The organism is Bacillus sp. FSL K6-3458 (assembly GCF_038005045.1).
GTDB lineage: Bacteria > Bacillota > Bacilli > Bacillales > Bacillaceae > Bacillus > Bacillus altitudinis.
Genome location: NZ_JBBOSI010000001.1, coordinates 3,362,144 through 3,381,836, shown reverse-complemented (window position 1 = coordinate 3,381,836; position 19,693 = coordinate 3,362,144). Strand labels below are relative to the sequence as shown.

17 protein-coding genes are annotated in these 19,693 nt (G+C 42.3%); 11 read left to right on the top strand and 6 right to left on the bottom strand.

Annotated elements, in window-relative coordinates; translation table 11 throughout:
- Positions 1–4 precede the first annotated feature (4 nt).
- A complete protein-coding gene (locus MHH23_RS17790; RefSeq protein WP_178896572.1) occupies positions 5–1,270 on the top strand; it encodes a peptidase in 1,266 nt (421 codons plus the stop codon).
- Between the two features lie 25 nt (positions 1,271–1,295).
- Here the strand turns inward: MHH23_RS17790 and MHH23_RS17785 are convergent, their stop codons facing one another.
- Positions 1,296–1,517 (bottom strand): YgaP family membrane protein, encoded by a 222-nt coding sequence (locus MHH23_RS17785; protein ID WP_008344274.1) that lies wholly within the window; start codon positions 1,515–1,517, stop codon positions 1,296–1,298.
- A 125-nt stretch (positions 1,518–1,642) separates the two neighbouring features.
- Here MHH23_RS17785 and MHH23_RS17780 point away from each other — a divergent pair, with 125 nt between their 5' ends.
- A complete protein-coding gene (locus tag MHH23_RS17780) occupies positions 1,643–3,385 on the top strand; it encodes an adenine deaminase C-terminal domain-containing protein (RefSeq protein WP_058336462.1) in 1,743 nt (580 codons plus the stop codon).
- Positions 3,386–3,916: 531 nt separating this feature from the next.
- The gene (locus MHH23_RS17775; protein WP_007496879.1) at positions 3,917–4,231 is read left to right on the top strand and encodes a YerC/YecD family TrpR-related protein; all 315 of its coding nucleotides are present in this window, start codon (positions 3,917–3,919) and stop codon (positions 4,229–4,231) included.
- A gap of 79 nt (positions 4,232–4,310) precedes the next feature.
- Here MHH23_RS17775 and MHH23_RS17770 read toward each other — a convergent pair whose 3' ends face one another.
- Positions 4,311–4,826: a DUF3916 domain-containing protein gene (locus MHH23_RS17770; RefSeq protein ID WP_025206871.1), complete on the bottom strand. Its 516-nt coding sequence runs from the start codon at positions 4,824–4,826 to the stop codon at positions 4,311–4,313.
- Between the two features lie 93 nt (positions 4,827–4,919).
- Entirely contained in the window at positions 4,920–6,500 is a 1,581-nt protein-coding gene (locus MHH23_RS17765) for an FMN-binding glutamate synthase family protein (protein ID WP_144716641.1), read from the bottom strand.
- A 139-nt stretch (positions 6,501–6,639) separates the two neighbouring features.
- On the opposite strand from MHH23_RS17765, the gene MHH23_RS17760 reads away from it, so the two are divergent.
- Positions 6,640–6,870 (top strand): hypothetical protein, encoded by a 231-nt coding sequence (locus MHH23_RS17760; protein ID WP_017366762.1) that lies wholly within the window; start codon positions 6,640–6,642, stop codon positions 6,868–6,870.
- Between the two features lies 1 nt (position 6,871).
- Here MHH23_RS17760 and MHH23_RS17755 read toward each other — a convergent pair whose 3' ends face one another.
- A complete protein-coding gene (locus MHH23_RS17755; RefSeq protein ID WP_337903072.1) occupies positions 6,872–7,273 on the bottom strand; it encodes a DUF2283 domain-containing protein in 402 nt (133 codons plus the stop codon).
- A 272-nt stretch (positions 7,274–7,545) separates the two neighbouring features.
- Here MHH23_RS17755 and MHH23_RS17750 point away from each other — a divergent pair, with 272 nt between their 5' ends.
- The 5 genes from MHH23_RS17750 (at position 7,546) to MHH23_RS17730 (ending at position 15,141) form a co-directional block, all read left to right on the top strand.
- Positions 7,546–8,238 (top strand): heptaprenylglyceryl phosphate synthase, encoded by a 693-nt coding sequence (locus tag MHH23_RS17750; RefSeq protein ID WP_041506655.1) that lies wholly within the window; start codon positions 7,546–7,548, stop codon positions 8,236–8,238.
- Between the two features lie 57 nt (positions 8,239–8,295).
- On the top strand, positions 8,296–10,518 hold the full coding sequence (gene pcrA / locus MHH23_RS17745; protein ID WP_047946451.1) for a DNA helicase PcrA: 2,223 nt from the start codon (positions 8,296–8,298) through the stop codon (positions 10,516–10,518).
- Positions 10,519–10,562: 44 nt separating this feature from the next.
- Positions 10,563–12,569, top strand: a complete 2,007-nt coding sequence (gene ligA / locus MHH23_RS17740; RefSeq protein ID WP_340959958.1) for an NAD-dependent DNA ligase LigA — start codon at positions 10,563–10,565, stop codon at positions 12,567–12,569.
- Between the two features lie 15 nt (positions 12,570–12,584).
- Positions 12,585–13,772: a CamS family sex pheromone protein gene (locus MHH23_RS17735; RefSeq protein ID WP_008344253.1), complete on the top strand. Its 1,188-nt coding sequence runs from the start codon at positions 12,585–12,587 to the stop codon at positions 13,770–13,772.
- Between the two features lie 361 nt (positions 13,773–14,133).
- Positions 14,134–15,141, top strand: coding sequence for a phosphotransferase enzyme family protein (locus MHH23_RS17730; protein ID WP_046527516.1), 1,008 nt, complete (start codon positions 14,134–14,136; stop codon positions 15,139–15,141).
- A gap of 44 nt (positions 15,142–15,185) precedes the next feature.
- Here the strand turns inward: MHH23_RS17730 and MHH23_RS17725 are convergent, their stop codons facing one another.
- A complete protein-coding gene (locus tag MHH23_RS17725) occupies positions 15,186–15,878 on the bottom strand; it encodes an MgtC/SapB family protein (protein WP_008344247.1) in 693 nt (230 codons plus the stop codon).
- A 168-nt stretch (positions 15,879–16,046) separates the two neighbouring features.
- On the bottom strand, positions 16,047–17,528 hold the full coding sequence (gene putP, locus MHH23_RS17720) for a sodium/proline symporter PutP (RefSeq protein ID WP_061418249.1): 1,482 nt from the start codon (positions 17,526–17,528) through the stop codon (positions 16,047–16,049).
- Positions 17,529–17,917: 389 nt separating this feature from the next.
- Between putP and gatC the strand changes: the two genes are divergently transcribed.
- Together gatC and gatA are read left to right on the top strand one after the other, a co-directional pair.
- On the top strand, positions 17,918–18,208 hold the full coding sequence (gene gatC, locus MHH23_RS17715; RefSeq protein ID WP_003213898.1) for an Asp-tRNA(Asn)/Glu-tRNA(Gln) amidotransferase subunit GatC: 291 nt from the start codon (positions 17,918–17,920) through the stop codon (positions 18,206–18,208).
- Positions 18,209–18,222: 14 nt separating this feature from the next.
- Positions 18,223–19,680 (top strand): Asp-tRNA(Asn)/Glu-tRNA(Gln) amidotransferase subunit GatA, encoded by a 1,458-nt coding sequence (gene gatA / locus MHH23_RS17710; protein ID WP_327872508.1) that lies wholly within the window; start codon positions 18,223–18,225, stop codon positions 19,678–19,680.
- Positions 19,681–19,693: the final 13 nt, after the last annotated feature.

Here is a 19,693-nt window from a genome sequence, read left to right as displayed (position 1 = left end):
CGACTTGCAGCCAATGACACGTATCAGAAACTGGATGAAAGAGCATCAGGATGAAGCCATTACGCTTCTTCAGCAAATGGTGCAATGTGACAGCACCCAAGGGAATGAAGAAGACGTGCAGCAGATCGTGGCCAATAAACTGTCCGCCATTAACTTTGATGTAGACGTTTGGGAAATTGGCGGTGATGAATTACTAGAGCATCCTTATTTTTATTCCCCGCGCCGATCTTTTCAAGGGAGTCCCAACGTTGCTGGACGATTGAAAGGAAAAGGTGGCGGCAAATCGATTTTATTAAACGGGCACGTAGATGTGGTTCCGGCAGGAGATACAAATCAATGGACATATCCACCTTACAGCGGGCATATCATAAACGGGAGACTTTATGGACGCGGGGCAACAGATATGAAAGGTGGAAACGTTTCTTTACTCTTTGCGCTTGAGGCACTGCATGCGCTTCAGATTCCCCTGAAAGGAGATGTGGTGTTTCATAGTGTCGTCGAAGAGGAAAGCGGCGGAGCAGGCACACTTGCTGCGATATTGAAAGGGTACACAGCGGATGCTGCCATCATTCCAGAGCCAAGTCATATGAATATTTTTCCACTTCAGCAAGGATCAAAGTGGTTCAGGCTGCATATTAAAGGAAGGGCAGCTCATGGCGGAACAAGGTATCACGGTGTTTCTGCTATTGAAAAGAGCACGGTGGTCCTTTCTCATATAGCGGCACTAGAAAAAGAAAGAAATCAGCGAGTGACGGAGCCGTTGTTTCAGCATATCCCGATTCCAATTCCAATCAACATTGGGAAAATTCAAGGCGGTGATTGGCCGTCCTCTGTCGCAGATCTTGTCACAATGGAAGGCAGGCTTGGTGTGATGCCAGGTGAGACAGTTGAGCAGGCAGAGAAGGAATTAGAAAATTGGATGACTGGACTCGCTGAAAAGGATGATTGGTTTCAAGAACATCCTGTGGAGGTGGAGTGGTTTGGTGCTAGATGGCTTCCAGGGTCAATCGACTCTGATCACCCGCTTTTAGGTCTATTGAAGGAACAATATGAAGAGGTCATGCAGCACCCGCCAAAGGTGGAAGCCGCCCCTTGGGGGACAGACGGCGGATTACTGTCACAAGCAGCGGATATCCCAATCATTGTGTTTGGACCTGGAACGACAGAGCTTGCCCATTTCCCGAATGAATCCATTGAGATCAAACATGTGATTGAAGCAGCAGAAATCATTGCTGGTACGTTGGTCAAATGGTGCGAAGCAGCGGAATGATTCACACACAAAAAAAGAAGGCTGTCTACTCAGCCTTCTCTTTATGTGTATTCTGCTGTTCACACATATAGGTCACTGGACAAAAACGAAGAATACCAGAACCCAATTTTAATCCGCCGAGCATGATGCCAAAAAGCAGCATTTTACTCCATGGTTTTCGAGCATATAAGGATCCAGCTACAGTACATATCGTCATTCCGCAGGCAATTCTCATGAGCGCTTCCATTAAGCCAAGATTAGGTTTCATTGCAAGTGATTCTCCTTTTTTAAATTATTTTAAGTGTGATTTCAAGAAATTGTAACGTTTCATTAATGCGTAACGTGGTTCGTTATGTTACGATAGGGCTAATACAAATGAAGGAGAGTATGTGAATGTCCGAACGTACTTTTAATTGGAGAAACAATGACATCCGCACACAAATCGATGTAGTCGACTCAAAAATAGTTCCAACACTCCTTTTAACGAATGGACTCGTGCTAAACCCGTTTTTGAAGCAATGGGTGAAGGCAAATATTTGGATACATGATGATCGAATTGTTTATGTCGGAGCAGAGCTTCCTCAAAATAAATCAGCTAAACGTGTGATTGATTGTGAAGGTAAATACATTGTGCCGGGGTATATTGAACCTCACGCGCATCCGTTCCATATTTATAATCCCCAATCACTTGCAGAATATGTGTCTCAATTTGGCACAACAACGATGGTCAGCGATAACTTATTTCTTCTTTTGCAAAGCAACGAAAAGAAAGCGCTTTCCACTCTGTGTGAATTAAAAAAGCAGCCATTTCAGTACTTCTGGTGGTCCAGATACGATCTTCAAACCGAGGTCAGGTATGAAGATGAGATGCTTCCTATTAACTATCGGAAAGAATGGATTGATCATCCCGACGTCCTTCAAGGCGGCGAATTAACGAGCTGGCCAAGATTAATGGACGGTGATGATCTCATTTTATATTGCATGCAAGAAACGAAGAAGCAGAGAAAACGAATTGAAGGGCATTTCCCTGGGGCTTCTGAGAAAACGCTAACAAAAATGAAGCTGTTTGGAGCGGACAGTGATCATGAAGCAATGAATGCAGACGATGTGCTCAAACGCTTGTCTCTAGGTTATCATGTGTCCTTGCGTCATTCTTCCATCCGCCCAGATTTAGTGAACATTTTAAGGGAATTGCATGAGCGTGACTTTAGGCACTACGATCACTTTTTCTATACAACAGATGGATCAGCGCCTCACTTTTATGAAGAAGGCATGATCAATCGTCTCATTTCCATTGCCCTTGAAGAAGGCGTGCCTACTATTGATGCGTACAATATGGCGACTTTTAACATTGCGAAATACTATCAAATTGATGACTTATTAGGCGTGGTCGGTCCTGGCCGATTGGCTTCTTTGAATATTTTAGATGATCCGATGAATCCAAATCCAGAAACGGTGATTTCTAAAGGGGTAATCCTGAAATTAGAGGGGGAGAACCAGCATCAATTCCAAGAGACAAAATGGGAAAATGGTGGGCTTGAACCATTAGATTTAAGCTATGACCTGACAATGAGTGACTTGCAATTCTCAATGCCTCTTGGTGTCAAAATGCGCAATGCTGTCATCATGGAGCCTTATACAGTGGAGATTGATAACTCTGTCAATCAGCTGTCCTGTGACCATGATCAAAGCTTCTTCAGCCTGATTGATCGAAAAGGCGAGTGGCGCGTGAACACAATGTTAAAAGGATTTGCAAACAAGGTGCAAGGGTTTGTCAGCTCATTTTCAACCACTGGTGACATTTTAGTGATTGGGAAAAATAAAGATGATATGATGCTCGCTCATAAGCGAATGAAAGAAATTGGCGGTGGAATTGTGCTCACAGAAAACGGAAAGATTTTGCATGAAATCCCGCTGCAATTATCAGGCTGTGCATCAGCTGAACCGTTTGAAACGGTTCTTCAGCAGGAGCAAACGTTACGCAAGCTACTCATTGAGCGAGGGTATCCATTTGACTGCCCGATTGATACACTTGTCTTTTTCCAAAGCACACACTTGCCGTATATTCGAGTGACACCAAGAGGAATATTTGATGTCATGAAAAAAACTGTACTCTTTCCGTCTATAATGCGTTAAAATATAACAGAGTGGAGCTGTATCATATTTGCTAGATTTCTGACCGCTGTTATAGGGCAGGAGTAAGCAAAAGATCTCTTCGCTGCTAGATATGGTGACAAAGCATAGGGCTTTGACATGACGAATGAAGTGCCCAATTGTAAAATGAATCTGTCGGTTACGCTGGCCGACCAACATATTTTGAATAATTAAGCAAGGCGGGGCGCAGGTTTGTCGTCTCGCCAAGCTTTCTACACATACTGTTTTTTAGGGAAAGACTTAACAGAGCAGAAGTGTTCTAGATATCGGAGGCAAACAAGTTTGTCAGATTGTCGCACAAGGAATATGACAAAACTTGTCGAATTTGTTTACGATAAAGAAGCTTCGGCTTACGAAAGAACCTGATGGCATTTTCAGCGTAGAACCAAACCTGTCATGATTCGTTCAAAGCTCATTGCTGAGGTTGAAAAAAATGAGTCAGGAAAGATACCGCTTTCTCGGAAAAGTCAGTGCGGAGCGGTGTGCCAATAGTAAAGGAGAAGATGTATAAAGATGCAAATTGATAAATTAAGGGGCAAAAGCTTAGATCAGCTATTCAACTCCATCTTATCCCTTAAAGACCTGGAAGAATGTTATCGATTTTTTGATGATTTGTGCACCATCAATGAAATCCAATCTTTATCACAGCGTCTTGAAGTAGCGCGTATGCTTCGCGAGGGAAATACGTATCATAAAATTGAGACGGAAACAGGTGCAAGTACAGCCACTATCTCACGTGTCAAACGCTGCTTGAACTACGGAAATGATGCCTATACGATGGCACTTGACCGCGTAGCAGAGCAACAAGCAACGGACGAAACAAAATAAAGTAGCTTTCACTGCAGACATTCTTTATGATTTGTCGTTTTGAAGTTGAACAAATAGAGCCATTTCAGTTGAAATGGCTCTATTTGATATCATCAAGTTCTCCCATAAACCATCGTTCACCTTCATAGGACACTTCATCGTCATCAGTGATCACTTCCTTAAAACCGATGGTTCGCATATTTTGCGCAACAGATAAATCCCATTCTTTTTGAATATTTCTCTGATCAGAAAGGGGAAGCCATGTCTGATACTCATCTTGTCTGTTGAAGAAATCTTTCACATAAGAATCCCCTTTAAACACAATGATTTGTGAATGCCATAATCCAGGCAGATCGACTGCGACCACGACACGATATATGTCCCCGTCGTTTGGTTTCAAATCAATGAGATGCTCAGCTCTATTCAATAGAGTTTGAATGCATAGACGTTTGATCTTTTTCGGTGTTCTGTTGGAAGTCATAAAATCATAAGCCGCTGGTAGAGGAAGGTGCCAGTAGTCAGAAACATTCGCCGGAAACGACTGCGTATTTGCGTTCATTTCTTTTATGATCTGTTGAGTCTTTCGTTTCATACCGCGGACCTTTTTTTCACGCATACTCTTTCTCCTTATCAAAGATCTATTAAGTTCTTTATACGTGATTGAGCAAGAATGTCAACGAAAAAAGGTGCGGAAACGCACCTTTTTAAGCTAGACAGACTGCTCTGTGCCTGAGAACATAGGGACTTCACTTGTCTGGCCGTTTTCTTGTCTAAAAATAATATGTTTTTCGTTAAAATGAATAGGTGATTCGATTCCAGCTGCTGCGCATAAATTAAACAAACCTTCTCTAAGAGAAAGGATATAATTACAGACTCGGTATTTCTTTTCTTCAATGGATAAACCTTTTTGCAGCTTTGGATCTGTGGTGGCAACCCCGACTGGGCATTTATTCGTATGGCACACTTGTGCGCGAATGCATCCGACTGAAAACATGAGTCCCCGTGCGATATTGACAAAGTCAGCACCCATGGAAAGGGCAATCGCAATTTTATCAGGTGAGAGAAGTTTGCCAGAAGCAAAGAGTTTTACCTGATCTCTGACACCGTATTCCTTCAATATTTGATGAACCATTGGGAGTGCCGTGAAAATCGGCAGCCCTGCGGAATCTGCCAATTCATGAAAGGATGCACCAGTGCCGCCTTCTCCGCCATCTACTGTAATGAAATCAGGATGCTTTCCGCTTTTTTTCATGTACGCTGCAAGTTCCTCAATGTTTTCTTTATGTCCGACCACAAGCTTGATGCCGACTGGCTTTCCGCCTATACTTCGCAACTGTTCAATGAAATCAAACATATCAGGAATGGAATGGAACATCTCAAATCGATTTGGACTGTCAATGGATTGGTGGGGCGGCAATTTACGGATGCTTGCAATTTCTTCGGTGACCTTTTCACCGTCAATATGTCCGCCGCGTGTTTTAGCTCCTTGAGCCAGCTTCAGCTCAAAGGCTTTGACTTCCTCGTGCTCGCTTTTTTTCTTAAACTCTTCAAATGAAAATGCGCCATCCTCTGTTCTCACGCCAAATAGACCAGGCCCAATCTGGCATATAATATCGGCTCCGCCTTTGAGGTGATAGGGAGAAAGCCCGCCTTCACCTGTGTTCATCCACGTACCGCCAGCCATCTTTAATCCTGAGGATAATGCTGTAATGGCCCTGTCTCCTAAAGATCCGTAGCTCATGGCTGACTGACCAATCAGGCCTTTTACACGGAAAGGCTTTTGACATGTGTGCTCGCCTATCACTTGTACATCGTCTTGATGGAGATAGTAAGGTTTTGCTTCGACTTCTTTCGTGTGTTCACTTCTTCTCAGTAAATTGTCTTGATCGATCTGATACACTTTTGTTTGGATTTTTTCAGATTGATCGATGCGTAACTCATCTCGCTGCTTTGGAAATAGGACGTTGCGAATATAGTAACCAGGCTTGTCAAAATCACGTTTTGATCCAAAGCCCATTGTCCGGCTTTTGTACTTCCCAGACATGACAGCTTGCTCGTATTCTCTTCTTGAGAAAGGAAGCTCCTCTCGATCATTTAGAAACAGATATTGACGAAGCTCAGGTCCTATTTTTTCAAAAATAAACCGTAGCTTTCCAATGACCGGATAATTTCGTAGGACAGAATGCTCTTCCTGTTTTTCATCTCGCATCCAAATCCAGATGAATAAAATGATTGGTATGATGAAAAAAATCACTAATAATGCGCCAATGACAATGAAAGTTGTTGTCACGAAAATCCCCTCTTTTCTCTATCATTACTGTTGTTATTCCACTTTTCATTGAAAGAGAAACCACTTCAACAGATTGTGACGTTTAGAAATGAAAAGGCGGGGTAACTTACAAATAAGATCATAAGGGGAGGGAACATACATGAATAAGCGTCCGAATGCGTATGTACTTGCAGGATTAGGGGTTGGTGGTGCAGTGTTATTAGCAGTGAAAAATAAACAGCATCTCAAAAAATGGGCAAGCATGTTCCGCTCAGATGAAAAGGTTCCTGAAAAAGCTGGTCACCCTGATCCGTTAGATATTCAAGACAATAAGATGGTCGATGAAGGGGCCATGACATCTGTTCATTATTTTAATGAAGTGAGACAATAGTTTAGAAAAACCGTTTTGACCATTCAAAACGGTTTTTTCTTGTCTTTTTTTTGATGTGATATCGAAGAGGATCGACAATCGTAAAACCGATCAATCCTTCGTGATCAGGCGTCGAGAAAAGAAATTCAATGCCCGATAAATGATAGGTTGAGAGAACTTCCTGATCCGTAAAACGTAACGAAAGCTCGTCCTCATAAACGGGTGTGTGCTTCAACACCTTGGCTTCTTCTGCAAATAACTCCAGCCCAGCCACTCGGCCCTCTTTGTCGATGTCTACGATCACACATTCATTCACGTCTAATTCAATGGTTTCTTTGATTGTCCCGATTCGAGGCGGGATGAGATAGATGTATCCGATGTCGATCGTTTGATCATATGTGATGGTTCTTTTCAAATCATTCACCTGCTTGGTCGATAGTAAAATGTTCCTTTCATGTATAATATCATGTGATGAGATGAAGTAGCTCTCATTTCAGTTCAGCACGCATCTATTGATCTCCCTCAGCTCCTCTTGAAGTGGAGCTTTCATATAGTCTCCATTCACCTCGCCTAAAGTGAAAATCGACTATTTTCAAAAGAATGAAACTTTTAGCTGAAGGAGGTTACCCATTTTTTGCGGTGTCTGATTTTGTTATAATATTTAAATGGAATGAAACGAATGGAGGAACGTTTTTCATGTATGATGTTACCGAGTGGAAGCATGTCTTTAAACTCGATCCAAATAAAGAGATTTCCGATGAACAACTTGAAGCGATTTGTGAATCCGGTACGGATGCCATTTTAATTGGCGGCAGTGACAATGTGACAGAAGACAACGTGCTGCAACTGATGTCAAAGGTGCGCCGCTTTCTTGTGCCATGTGTTCTTGAAATCTCGACACATGAGATGATTGTGCCTGGCTTTGACTTGTATTTTATCCCCACTGTGTTAAACAGCGCTCATCCTGATTGGATTGTTGGTCTGCATAAGGATGCGATGAAGGAATACGGTGATTTGATGTCAATGGAAGAGATTGTGCCGGAAGGATATGTCATCTTAAACGAAGAGTGTAAAGCGGCTAAGCTGACAGAGGCAAATACGGCACTGGATATAGATGACGTAAGAGCATATGCGAGAGTGGCAGAGCACTTGATGAAACTGCCCATCTTTTACTTAGAATACAGCGGGACGCTTGGAGACATAGAGCTTGTGAAAGAAACCAAAGCAGTGCTACATGAAACGGTTCTATTTTATGGCGGCGGTATTGAAAGCAAAGAGCAGGCGAAAGACTTTGCACAGCATGCAGACGTTGTCGTAGTGGGAAACGTCATTTATGACAATTTTAAAGAAGCGTTAAAGACAGTCGACGCAGTGAAAAAGTCATCATAGTCAAACAAGACGAAACGGGTTAAAATAGAACATAAGTTCGAATTGGCGGTGAATGAAATGAATGAAATATCGAATCATCTATTAGAAGGGCTGAATGACGCGCAGAAAGAAGCGGTCAAAGCAACAGACGGGCCGTTGCTACTGATGGCAGGAGCAGGTAGTGGAAAAACACGAGTGCTCACGCATCGAATTGCGTATTTAATGGCAGAAAAGCATGTGGCACCGTGGAATATTTTAGCGATTACCTTTACAAATAAAGCAGCAAGAGAAATGCGTGAGCGTGTACAAGCCATTTTAGGGCCTGGTGCGGATGACATTTGGATCTCTACGTTCCACAGCATGTGTGTGCGCATTTTACGCCGCGATATTGACCGTATTGGTGTGAATCGCAACTTTTCTATATTAGACACATCTGACCAGCTTTCAGTCATTAAAAACATTTTAAAAGAACGAAATATCGATCCTAAAAAGTTTGATCCACGTAGCATTTTAGGTTCAATCAGTAGTGCAAAAAACGAACTCATTGACGCAGAGGAATACGCTAAAACTGCTGGTGATTTCTATGATCAAGTGGTCAGCGACGTCTACACAGATTATCAAAAACGATTACTCAAGAACCAATCACTCGATTTTGATGATCTTATTATGATGACGATTCGTCTGTTTGAGCGGATCCCTGAAGTATTAGAACACTATCAGCGAAAATTCCAATACATTCATGTCGATGAGTATCAGGATACAAACAGAGCGCAGTACATGCTTGTGAAATTGCTCGCTCAGCGTTTTCAAAATATATGTGTGGTCGGTGACTCGGATCAGTCTATCTATCGCTGGCGTGGAGCGGATATTACAAACATTCTTTCCTTTGAAAAAGATTATCCGTCCAGTGAAGTAATTTTGCTTGAGCAAAATTACAGATCGACTAAACGTATTCTGAATGCCGCAAACACGGTGATTCAAAACAATTCAAACCGTAAGCCAAAAAACCTTTGGACAGAAAATGACGAAGGAGCGAAGATTGCCTATTACCGTGCAGATAATGAATTCGGTGAAGGACAATTTGTTGCTGGAAAGATTCATCAGCTGCATCAGAGCGGCAAGCGTAAATTATCCGATTTTGCGATTCTTTATCGGACCAATGCGCAGTCTCGTGTCATAGAGGAAACATTATTGAAGTCAAACATTCAATACAACATTGTCGGCGGCACGAAGTTCTATGATAGAAAAGAGATCAAGGACATTTTGGCGTACTTACGCCTAGTAGCTAACCCAGATGATGACATTAGCTTTGCACGAATTGTGAACGTACCAAAGCGCGGAATCGGTGCAACTTCTGTTGATAAGATTGCGGCATATGCGGAGATGAATGACCTGTCTATGTTTGAAGCACTTGCTCAGGTAGATTTCATTGGACTCAGTGCAAGGGCAGCCAATGCGCTTGATGAATTCAAACAGCTCATTGATCAAATGACAAATATGCAGGATTATTTATCTGTCACAGAATTAACGGAAGAGATCCTAGAGAAAACAGGTTACCGTGAAGCGCTGAAGATCGAAAAAACGATTGAAGCACAAAGCCGTTTAGAAAATATTGACGAGTTTCTATCGGTCACTAAAAACTTTGAAGAACAAAATGAAGATAAATCACTTGTCACCTTCTTGACAGACCTCGCCCTCGTCGCAGACATTGATAAGCTGGATGAGGCTGAGGAAGAAGATCAGGATGCGGTCATTTTAATGACGCTTCACGCAGCAAAAGGACTTGAATTCCCTGTTGTGTTCTTAATGGGCATGGAGGAAGGCGTCTTCCCGCACAGCCGTTCATTAATGGAAGATGCCGAGATGGAAGAAGAGCGCCGTCTTGCTTACGTGGGGATCACTCGGGCCGAAGAAGAGCTTTATTTATCAAGTGCGAAGATGAGAACGTTATTCGGCCGGACGAACATGAATCTGGAATCACGATTTATCAGAGAAATACCAGCTGATTTATTGGACAACCTAAATGAGAAAAAAGAAACGAAAACACCGTTTGGCCAAACGAGAGAAAGACCGCAAAGACGAGGGCCTGTCTCACGTCCCCAAACGCAAACCATTCAAAACACAGGCGGCGGCAGCATTGGCTGGGCTGTCGGTGATAAAGCCGCTCATAAAAAATGGGGCGTTGGCACGGTTGTGAGTGTAAAAGGTAGTGGGGATAGTACAGAGCTTGATATTGCCTTCCCAAGCCCTACAGGCATTAAGCGTCTCCTTGCCGCATTTGCGCCAATCGAAAAGCAATAAACTGATAGGACTGACAAAACGGATGAAGTGAAAGGAAGAAGCAGATGGATAAAGAAGCAGCGAAACGCCGGATCGAGGAACTACACCAGATTTTGAATCAATACAACTACGAATATCACACACTGGATCGTCCAAGTGTTCCTGACGCTGAATATGATGCGCGGATGCGTGAGCTGATCTCTCTGGAGGAAGAATACCCTGATTTAAAAGCAGCGGATTCACCCTCGCAAAGAGTAGGAGGTGCTGTTTTAGACGCCTTCCAAAAAGTACGTCACGGTACACCGATGCTCAGTCTCGGCAATGCGTTTCATGAACAGGACCTTCTTGATTTTGACCGCCGGGTTCGTCAGGCAGTCGGTGACGACATCGCTTACAATGTCGAGCTGAAAATTGACGGACTCGCTGTTTCTCTCCGTTATGAAAATGGCGTGTTTGTCCGGGGTGCCACGCGGGGTGATGGGACAACAGGTGAGGATATTACCGAGAACCTCAAAACCATTCGTTCCATCCCGCTCAAAATCAATCGGCCTCTGTCGATTGAAGTGAGAGGCGAGGCATTTATGCCAAAACCTTCTTTTGAAGCCCTTAACGAAAAAAGATTACAAAACGAAGAAGAGCCGTTTGCGAACCCGCGTAATGCGGCTGCTGGCTCACTTCGTCAGCTCGATACGAAAATTGCAGCGAAACGAAACCTTGATATCTTCGTCTACAGTATAGCGGAGCTTGATGAAATTGGTGTTGAAACGCAAAGCGCAGGACTTGATCTTCTCGATGAGCTTGGCTTTAAAACGAACAAAGAAAGACGGATGTGCCAAACCATTGAAGAAGTGATCGACCTCATTGAAACACTGAAAACAAAGCGTGCTGATTTCTCATACGAAATCGATGGCATTGTTATTAAAGTCAATTCACTGGCTCAGCAAGAAGAACTAGGCTTCACAGCAAAAAGTCCACGCTGGGCTGTTGCGTACAAATTTCCGGCCGAAGAAGTCGTGACGAAGCTGATTGATATTGAACTAAGTGTGGGGCGTACTGGCGTCATCACCCCAACAGCGATTCTTGAGCCTGTAAAAGTGGCAGGGACGACAGTGCAACGTGCTTCTCTTCATAATGAAGATTTGATCAAAGAGAAGGATATCCGCCTTTTTGATCAAGTGATTGTCAAAAAAGCGGGCGATATTATCCCAGAGGTTGCAGGTGTCCTAGTTGATCAGCGAACAGGAGAAGAAAAGCCGTTTCACATGCCGACTGAATGTCCAGAGTGTCAAAGTGAGCTGGTCAGAATTGAAGGAGAAGTGGCGCTTCGGTGCATCAATCCACAATGCCCCGCTCAAATACGTGAAGGACTCATTCACTTTGTGTCTCGTAATGCGATGAATATTAATGGGCTAGGAGAGCGAGTCATTACACAACTTTTCAAAGAACAGCTTGTCTCTCGTGTATCAGACCTTTACCGTTTAACAAAAGAAGAGTTGATTCAGCTAGAACGAATGGGCGAAAAATCAGTCGATAATTTACTGCGTTCGATCGAGCAATCGAAAGAAAACTCTCTTGAACGTTTATTATTTGGACTTGGTATTCGATTTATTGGTTCTAAAGCAGCGAAGACGTTGGCCATGCACTTTGAGGATATCGATCAGTTAAAACAAGCAACGAAAGAACAATTACTTGAAGTAGATGAAATTGGTGAAAAAATGGCCGATGCAGTCGTCACGTACTTTGAGAAAGAAGAAATACTAGATCTGCTAAATGAACTAAAAGAACTTGGGGTCAATATGACCTACACAGGGCCAAAACCGGTGAAAGTAGAAGAAAGTGATTCCTACTTTGCAGGAAAAACGATTGTGCTGACGGGGAAATTAGAAGAAATGTCTCGTAATGATGCAAAGGCAGCGATCGAAGCATTAGGCGGCAAGTTAGCAGGTAGCGTAAGTAAAAAAACAGACTTAGTCATTGCCGGCGAAGCAGCTGGAAGTAAGCTGACAAAGGCAGAAGAACTCAATATTGAAATTTGGGACGAAGCCAAAATGCTCGAGGAGCTAAAGAAATAAGAGGAGTGTTTTCTATTGAAAAAGTTGCTATTGCTGCTGACAATGCTCACACTGGTATTGTCAGCGTGTGCACCTTTTGGGGGAAAGGATGAGGAAGAGGTCACACAAAAAACGGATGAAACGAAAGAAACAGCGATCATCCCAATGTACAACATCTCTGATTCCTATTACAAAATGGTGCTGCCGTTTAAACAAGGAGCGGCAAGAGGACTAACAGCAGAGCGTCTCAATACACGCTTAGACATTGATGAATTTGAAACAGGACTCATGCGCCTGGCAACAGAATCATTCAATACAAATGATTATCTGTTCCAAGAAGGACAGCATTTAGATGAAGATACTGTTCTCAGCTGGCTTGCCCGCAAAAAAACAGGCAGTGATCTGAAAAAAGCTGAAAAAGAAGACAAAGACTTTAAGAACTTAGGCTTAAACCCTGCTCTTCCAAACTCAGGTTCAACAAAGTCAAAAAATGAAAATAGTCCAATCTACTTAGCTTCCATGCTAGAACATAATTACTTAATCAGAAAAGATAAAAATAGCTTACAGCTTGGCGGGGTTGTCATCGGTCTTGCGCTTAACTCTGTCTATTATTATCGCGAAAATATCGGGGATCCTCAGCAAGAGGTGACCATCGATTCATCGAAGAATTCAAAGAAACTTTTAGCAGAGGGCGAAAAAATTGCGGAACAAGTCATTAAACGCCTTCGTCAAATGGACGGACTGCAAAAAGTCCCAGTCATGATTGCTCTTTATAAACAAGCACCAAAATCATCTATTGTTCCAGGAAACTTCATCGCTAAAACCGATGTAAAAGCAGGATCAGCTGATATTGGTAGTTGGGATACGATTAAAGAAGAGAATGTCTTCTTCCCTTCAGATAATGCCAAGAGCAGCTACAAAGATGATTCAGAGCGATTTGACCGCTTCAAGACAAAGGTAGAAGACTACTTCCCGAATTACACAGGTGTGGTAGGCAAAGGTTTCTATAAAAACGGAAACTTGCAAAAAATGAAAGTAGAAATTCCAATGCAATTCTACGGAAAAACAGAAGTCGTGGCATTTACGCAATACTTAACAGGTGAAGTCATGGATTACTATAAGAGCACCAATATAGAAATCAACATCACCTCTTCTGATCAGCAAGAAGCCCTCATCACAAAAAATGCTGAAGACAAAGAACCAACGGTCCATATATATGACTAAATAAAAACCGCCTTTTGGCGGTTTTTAGCGTGTAGACAAACCCTCGCATTCTTTGTCAGTCCTGCGTGCTGGTGCTCACGAATGTGAAATTTGCTCCGCGCCAGTACTCGTCCTTCCTAGACTGCAAAGGTTTTCTATCACGCTGAAAAGAAGACAAAGGGTTAAAATCAAGTTCATTTTCGCCCTTTGTCAACCATCTGAAAACCGCCTTTTGGCGGTTTTTTTATTTCTAATTAGAGGAATCTTTCAACTTTTGTCAAAGTATGTGAAGAAACCAAAAGGAAAGGCAGGTATGTTGATGCTCGTATAAATGCTGATTACCGTCATGTATAAGTAAAAAGACGATAAAAGGAGAATCAGCATGCATAAAGAAGTAAAAGCACGATACGATGAACAAATGGTCTTAAAGAAAGCGGCTCTACTCTATCATTTTCAGCCAGAACAGGTCACATTTCTAGCCGATGCAGAAAATTATGTGTATGAATATACGGATGAAAAAGGGTCAAGTTATATATTGAAAATTACCCATACCATTCGCCGCTCCCGCACATATATTCTAGGAGAAATGGACTGGATTCGGTATTTATCTCAACATGGAATCTCAGTAGCTAAACCGGTTTTATCCGCAAGAGGAAAAGATGTTGAAGCGATTCCCGATCAAGCAGGAGGCGCTTTTTTGCTGAGAGTGTACGAAAAGGCGCCCGGCAGAAAAGTGACCGAAGCAGATTGGAATGGACAGTTGTTTCAAGCGTTAGGAGCCTATACTGGGCGTATGCATCAAACGACTAAACAATATCAAGTGAAAGATCCTCGCTATAAGCGTCAAGAGTGGTATGAGGAGGAGCAATTAAAGCTTGAAACGTATATTCCTTCTGATCAAACGGTTGTGTTGCAGAGAAAAGATGAACTGATGCAAAAGCTTCACCAGCTCCGAATATCCAAGGATGTCTATGGACTGGTGCATGCGGATTTACATCACGGGAACTTCCATTATCATCAGGGAGAAATCATTGCATTTGATTTTGATGATTGTGGGTATCACTGGTTTATCAATGATATAAGCATTTTGCTATACAACGTTCTTTGGTATCCGGTGATTCCGTATGAGGATAAAGCTGAATTTACGGGTGAATTTATGAGCCATTTTCTCAAAGGCTATCGACAGGAGAATGAGCTTGATGACGCATGGCTGGCGACAATACCAGATTTCCTTATGCTGCGTCATATGCTTATTTATGGGCTTTTACATCAAGCATTTGATCTCCGAACACTAAGCGCTGACGAAAGTGCCATGCTGGCGCGTTTTCGAAAGGAGATTGAGGACAAAACCCCAATTACGCCTTTTGACTTTCATCAGCTAACAACATAAATAGAAAGCCCCTTGCTGTTTCACATAGCAAGGGGCTTTTTATCCTAAACCGTATCACACTTCACACCAACAACGCCTTCTAAATCTTTAATATCAAAGTACACATCGGTTGTATAGCGGTCTTTATGTACGCGAACACGTACTTCCATGATCGGATAGTCTTTTTCCTTTAAATCATCAATACGTACAGAATGAATGCGAATATTGAGTGCTTTCATTTCTTTTAAAATCTCTGTCATGCGGTTTCGATCAGAAAGTGACATTCTGATGCGGATTTCTTTTTCCTGTAAGCGAATGGGTCCAATCCGCTGGAAGAGCCAAGGTAAAAATTCCACACTGACGAGAATAAAGAAAAGACTGAGGAAGGCTTCTTTATAAAAACCTGCACCTGTTGCAACCCCAAGTCCTGCTGCTCCCCAAATCATCGCAGATGTCGTAAGTCCTGAGATGACGTCATTGCTTTTGCGAAGAATCACACCTGCTCCAATAAAACCAACACCAGATATAATTTGCGCCGGTAACCTGAGTGGGTCCATTTGAAGCTTAGAGACTCGAGGGAAATTGTAGGCTGCATCAATGCTGATGATGGTTAATACGCAGGAGCTGACAGCAATGACAATACACGTTTTCAGCCCAAGCGGCTTTTTCTTAAGTTCGCGTTCAAGACCGATGATCAAACCGATTAAGGTGGCAACGGCTAATTTTAAGACCGTATCCCATTCAATTGTCCAAAACATGCGTATCGCTCCTTTCACTTCATGTACGTTTCACATCATGTATATGATCTTCTCACAGTCCATATGGCTGCACAACTTCTATTTTATTCAGAAACGGGAGAAAGAAAAGCATTTTATTTAAAAATAAAGAGAGTCATCCGCATAATGCAGATGACTCCTCATGTCTAGTTATTTTGTTTCTTCTTCGAGATGGTCTTCCATTTTGCTAAATAGCTTTTTAGAAGCTTTAGACGGTTTATTTGTTAAGAGGCTGACAATAATAGCAGTCAAACCACTTAAAATAAATCCAGGAACCATTTCGTACAATCCAGTCGTGTTGTTTAAGCCTGTTGAAATCCAAACGAGAACGACAACAGCCCCAACAATCATTCCGGCTAAAGCGCCATGATGATTCATTCGTTTCCAGTATAGACATAACAAGATGACTGGACCGAATGAAGATCCAAACCCAGCCCAAGCATAACCGACAAGGTCAAGAATAGTATCACTTGGGTTTAGAGAGAGACAAATGGCAACAATCGCTACGACTAGTACAGAGATACGTCCAATCATCACAAGTTCTTTGTCAGAGGCTTTTCTTCTAAAGAATGTACGGTATAAATCCTCTGTCATCGCACTTGCAGTGACAAGCAGCTGAGAAGAAATTGAACTCATAATCGCAGCTAAAATGGCAGAAAGTAAAAATCCAGTAATATATGGATGGAATAACACTTTAGAAAACACAATAAAGATGGTTTCTGGGTCTGCCAAAGTGGTGCTTGTTTCATGAACATACGCCACGCCGACTAAACCGACAGATAGTGAACCAATGACAGACACAATCATCCAGCTCATACCTATACGACGTGCTGGCTTTAAATCTTTTACAGTCGTAATCGCCATAAAGCGAACAATAATGTGCGGCTGTCCAAAGTAACCGAGTCCCCAAGCGAGGAAGGAAATAATGCCAATGACGCTCGTTCCTCTAAAAATATCAAGCAATTTAGGGTCAATCTGTTGAATATCATTGAATGTGGCAACAGGTCCACCTAATTGAGTAAAGGCAACGATCGGCACGAGCACTAATGCTAAAAACATAATAGCTCCTTGAACAAAATCAGTTAAACTAACTGCCAAAAAGCCGCCGAATAGTGTGTACAAAATCACGATACTAGAAGTTAAGATTAAACCAAACATATAATGAGCACCAAACGCTGATTCAAATAAGCGTCCGCCTGATACCATACCTGATGAGGTGTAAAGCGTAAAGAAAATCATAATGATGACAGCTGAGACAGCTTTCAATAAAGTAGATGAGTCTTTAAACCGTTTGTCAAAAAAGTCTGGAATGGTAATCGCATCATCAGCAACTTCTGTATACGATCTCAATCGTGGCGCTAGGAATAGATAGTTTAAGTAAGCCCCACTAATTAACCCAACAGCAAGCCATCCAGATGAAAGACCAGTTGTATACATAGCGCCTGGAAGCCCCATCAGCATCCACCCACTCATATCAGCTGCACCAGCAGATAGAGCCGTTACATAAGGACCTAACCCGCGTCCGCCTAACATATAATCATTCAAGTCGTTTGTTTTTCTGAATGCATACCAGCCAATGGCAAGCATTCCAATAAAATAAATAGATAGAGAAATTACAATCTCAATACTCATGTTTCCATATCACCTTTTTCGTATTAATTTGACATCACCTCAATCAAAATATACAAAGAACAGCCTATTGAACTGTCTGCTCACTGCTATGGTTACTTAACCTATCAGAGTATTCCCAAGTGATCAACCTTCTTAAACATCCTCATCAGACAAAAAAATACGTCTATGCGTGATAAGCGTCTATATGTAAACGCTTACTCAATTAAATAAAAGAAAAAATTTTCTGAAAAATAAAAAGTCACCTTGATGAATATTTTTGACAATAGTGGACAAAGCCTTTCTGGGCGACCTCGTAAAGTTGCTTTAGAACAGTAAAATTTGATATGATAAAGTGTATATGACTTATGATCATGACCACGAACACGTATCATTTTTGGAGGTGAACCTGCATGTCAAGAATATCAATAGAAGAAGTAAAGCATGTTGCGCATTTGGCACGGCTTGCGATTACAGAAGAAGAAGCTGAGATGTTTACAGAACAGCTTGATAGCATCATTTCATTTGCAGAGCAGTTAAACGAGGTAGATACGGAAAACGTTGAACCAACAACACACGTATTAAAAATGAAAAACGTCATGAGAGAAGATGTTCCGAATAAAGGTCTTTCCATTGAGGCAGTCATCAAAAACGCGCCTGATCATAAAGACGGCTATATTCGTGTGCCATCAATTTTGGACTAAAGGAGGCCTGAGGCATGTCACTGTTTGACCACAAAATTTCTGAATTAAAAGAGCTTTTACATAAAAAGGAACTGTCTGTTTCTGATTTAGTGGACGAGTCTTATAAACGAATCCATGAAGTAGACGGGAAAGTACAAGCATTCCTAGCGCTGGACGAAGAGAAAGCACGTGCGTACGCAAAGGAATTAGACGAGGCCGTTGGTGAAATGGACGAGCTTGGTCTATTGTTCGGTATGCCGATCGGTGTCAAAGATAACATCGTGACGAAAGATTTACGTACAACGGCATCAAGTAAAATCTTGCAAAACTTCGATCCTATTTACGATGCAACCGTTGTGAACCGCTTAAGAGAAGCGGAAGCTGTCACAATCGGTAAATTAAACATGGACGAATTTGCGATGGGATCTTCTACGGAGAACTCAGGCTTCAAAGCAACGAAGAACCCGTGGAATTTAAACACAGTTCCAGGTGGGTCAAGTGGTGGCTCAGCAGCATCTGTTGCAGCTGGAGAAGTACCATTCTCTCTTGGATCAGATACAGGCGGCTCCATTCGCCAGCCGGCATCATTCTGTGGTGTTGTTGGTCTTAAACCAACGTATGGCCGTGTATCTAGATACGGTTTAATCGCATTTGCTTCTTCATTAGATCAAATTGGGCCGATTACGCGTAATGTTGAGGACAATGCATATGTTCTTCAAGCGATTTCTGGTGTTGATCAAATGGACGCAACGAGTGCAAATGTCGATGTCCCAGATTTTCTTTCTTCATTAACTGGAGACATCAAAGGCTTGAAAATCGCTGTGCCAAAAGAATATCTTGGTGAAGGTGTTGGCGAAGAAGCAAAAGAGTCTGTTCTTCAAGCGTTGAAAGTATTAGAAGGACTTGGTGCAACATGGGAAGAAGTGTCTCTTCCGCATTCTAAATATGCGCTTGCGACTTACTACTTGCTTTCATCTTCAGAAGCATCTGCAAACCTTGCGCGTTTTGACGGTATTCGCTATGGCTACCGTACAGACAATGCAGACAACCTGATTGATTTATATAAAAATACCCGTTCTGAAGGCTTTGGAGACGAAGTCAAACGCCGCATCATGCTTGGCACATTCGCTCTAAGCTCAGGATATTACGATGCATACTATAAAAAGGCACAAAAAGTCCGTACGCTGATCAAAAAAGACTTTGAAGATGTTTTCGAAAAGTATGATGTCATTGTAGGACCAACAACACCAACTCCGGCATTTAACATTGGTGAAAAGACAAGCGATCCACTCACAATGTATGCAAACGATATTTTAACGATCCCTGTTAACCTTGCAGGCGTTCCAGGAATCAGTGTGCCTTGTGGATTTGCAAATGGTCTGCCGTTAGGACTGCAAATCATCGGTAAACACTTTGATGAAGGAACCGTTTACCGCGTGGCTCACGCTTTCGAACAAGCAACAGATCATCATAAAGCAAAACCTGAACTGTAAGGGGTGAATCAGA

Bases quoted from the DNA above. Each gene is read 5' to 3' on its own strand.
- MHH23_RS17760 (WP_017366762.1), top strand. From the start codon at position 6,640: ATGAATAAGCGTCCGAATGCGTATGTACTTGCAGGATTAGGGGTTGGT.
- putP (WP_061418249.1), bottom strand. From the start codon at position 17,528: ATGAGTATTGAGATTGTAATTTCTCTATCTATTTATTTTATTGGAATG.
- gatA (WP_327872508.1), top strand. From the start codon at position 18,223: ATGTCACTGTTTGACCACAAAATTTCTGAATTAAAAGAGCTTTTACAT.
- MHH23_RS17775 (WP_007496879.1), top strand. From the start codon at position 3,917: ATGCAAATTGATAAATTAAGGGGCAAAAGCTTAGATCAGCTATTCAAC.
- MHH23_RS17730 (WP_046527516.1), top strand. From the start codon at position 14,134: ATGCATAAAGAAGTAAAAGCACGATACGATGAACAAATGGTCTTAAAG.
- MHH23_RS17785 (WP_008344274.1), bottom strand. From the start codon at position 1,517: ATGAAACCTAATCTTGGCTTAATGGAAGCGCTCATGAGAATTGCCTGC.
- MHH23_RS17725 (WP_008344247.1), bottom strand. From the start codon at position 15,878: ATGTTTTGGACAATTGAATGGGATACGGTCTTAAAATTAGCCGTTGCC.
- MHH23_RS17770 (WP_025206871.1), bottom strand. From the start codon at position 4,826: ATGCGTGAAAAAAAGGTCCGCGGTATGAAACGAAAGACTCAACAGATC.
- pcrA (WP_047946451.1), top strand. From the start codon at position 8,296: ATGAATGAAATATCGAATCATCTATTAGAAGGGCTGAATGACGCGCAG.
- MHH23_RS17750 (WP_041506655.1), top strand. From the start codon at position 7,546: ATGTATGATGTTACCGAGTGGAAGCATGTCTTTAAACTCGATCCAAAT.
- ligA (WP_340959958.1), top strand. From the start codon at position 10,563: ATGGATAAAGAAGCAGCGAAACGCCGGATCGAGGAACTACACCAGATT.
- MHH23_RS17780 (WP_058336462.1), top strand. From the start codon at position 1,643: ATGTCCGAACGTACTTTTAATTGGAGAAACAATGACATCCGCACACAA.
- gatC (WP_003213898.1), top strand. From the start codon at position 17,918: ATGTCAAGAATATCAATAGAAGAAGTAAAGCATGTTGCGCATTTGGCA.